Here is a 1,690-nt window from a genome sequence, read left to right as displayed (position 1 = left end):
GTTCTGGTTTATTAAATCACGGACAGCTGCAGCATGTTCCTGCGTGGCACAGAACACCAGGGTCTTCTGGTTCTGGTCGATCTTCTCCATGAAGAGTTTGACCCGGTAGGCTTCCCGCGCACGAATTTCAATTATGCGGTTGAAATCATCTTCGCCGTATCGTTTGCCCTGCTCTATTTCACCCTCGATGATCGTGTCATCGGAGGTGTAGACATATTCATCCAGGGTAGTGGCAATCTGCTGTACTTTGAATGGCGTCAGGAAGCCATCATTGATGCCCTCCTTGAGAGAGTAGACGTAAACAGGCTCATTAAAATAGGCATAAGTATCCACATTGCCCTTGCGCTTTGGGGTTGCGGTCATACCCAACTGAACAGCTGGAGAGAAATATTCCAGAATATCTCGCCAGTTACTTTCATCGTTAGCGCCACCTCGATGACACTCATCAATTACGATGAAATCGAAAAATTCAGGTGGATAGTCACCGAAACTGGGCGAAGGATTGCCGTCTTTATCCCGACCAGCCATGAAAGTCTGAAATATGGTGAAAAAGATGCTGCCGTTCTTTGGCACCATACCTTTCTTTCGGATGGCATCCGGAGAAATTCGAACGAGGGCATCCTCTGGAAATTCGCTGAAAGCATTGAATGCCTGATCTGCTAATATATTACGATCCGCCAAAAATAGAATATGGGGGCGTCTACTCGGCTTTTCTCCCCTCTTCAATCCATTGCGCCAGTCTTTCAAATTCCATCGACTGTGGAAAAGCTTCCAAGCCACTTCAAATGCCACAGAGGTTTTTCCTGTCCCCGTAGCCAAAGTGAGTAATATGCGATCCTGATTGTTTGAGATCGCATTAAGTATGCTGTTGATGGCATTATACTTGTAGTAGCGTTGCTCCCATCGACCACCATTGTTGTTAAAAGGGATGGCAGCAAATTGGTCGCGCCAAAAGTTGGATTCAGAAAAGACTTCATCCCACAACTGCTTTGGGCTGGGATAGCTACTGACATAGCCTTCTTCCCCTGTTTGCATATCAATACGGTAGATGCCCTTTCCATTGGTGGAATAGGCAAACCGCGTCTGCAGTTTAGTGGCATAGCGTTTGGCCTGACCCACACCCTCTGTATCAGGTAATCCAACACGCTTGGCCTCGATAACAGCCAGTTTTTGGCCGCGATAGGTCAGAACATAATCTGCGATATCCTGTTTGCCGCGCTTGCCACCGCCGATTAGTCGGCCAGGAGCGATAACTTCACGGCGTACACGACTCAGATCCTCTTTTCCCCAGCCAGCCTCAGCCAGCGCGGGGTCTATCAGTTCGGCACGGGTTTCTGATTCATTCATAGTACACCCTCTGCAAAAACATCCTATGCACCACTGACTGTCGTTTTATGGAGTGGATATCGCCATCGATCGATACCCAGTTGATCTTTCCAGATATCGATAAGTACAGGATCTTTCATTAAGCGCTTTGGTAATTCTTGAAGGCTATTTGCTTTGATAAGGACGTTATCAGGCCAGGATTCCCCCTTCCCTGGTGATGGTATGGTGTGTTCATTGTATTGGAATAACGTAACTACTCACCCCTATCAGCATAGAGCTGTCCCGAAAAGGCCATTTGAATGGCGACCAGCGGATTGTATCCCTGATTTGCCATGGTCTGCAGGTAACTGGAGATGCGGCAATA

General features: G+C 47.7%; 1 protein-coding gene. It reads right to left on the bottom strand.

Features of this window, described 5'->3' with window-relative positions:
* A partial coding sequence (locus ACOCD2_RS18870; RefSeq protein WP_419604194.1) for a DEAD/DEAH box helicase family protein occupies nt 1–1,347 on the bottom strand: 1,347 nt, incomplete at its 3' end.
* Nucleotides 1,348–1,690 lie beyond the last annotated feature (343 nt).

It is taken from the genome of Thiolapillus sp., from assembly GCF_048562965.1.
Lineage (GTDB): Bacteria > Pseudomonadota > Gammaproteobacteria > Chromatiales > Chromatiaceae > Thiolapillus > Thiolapillus brandeum_A.
The sequence above is the reverse complement of the archived record's forward strand: the minus strand, read 5'-3'. Positions and strand labels throughout refer to the sequence as shown.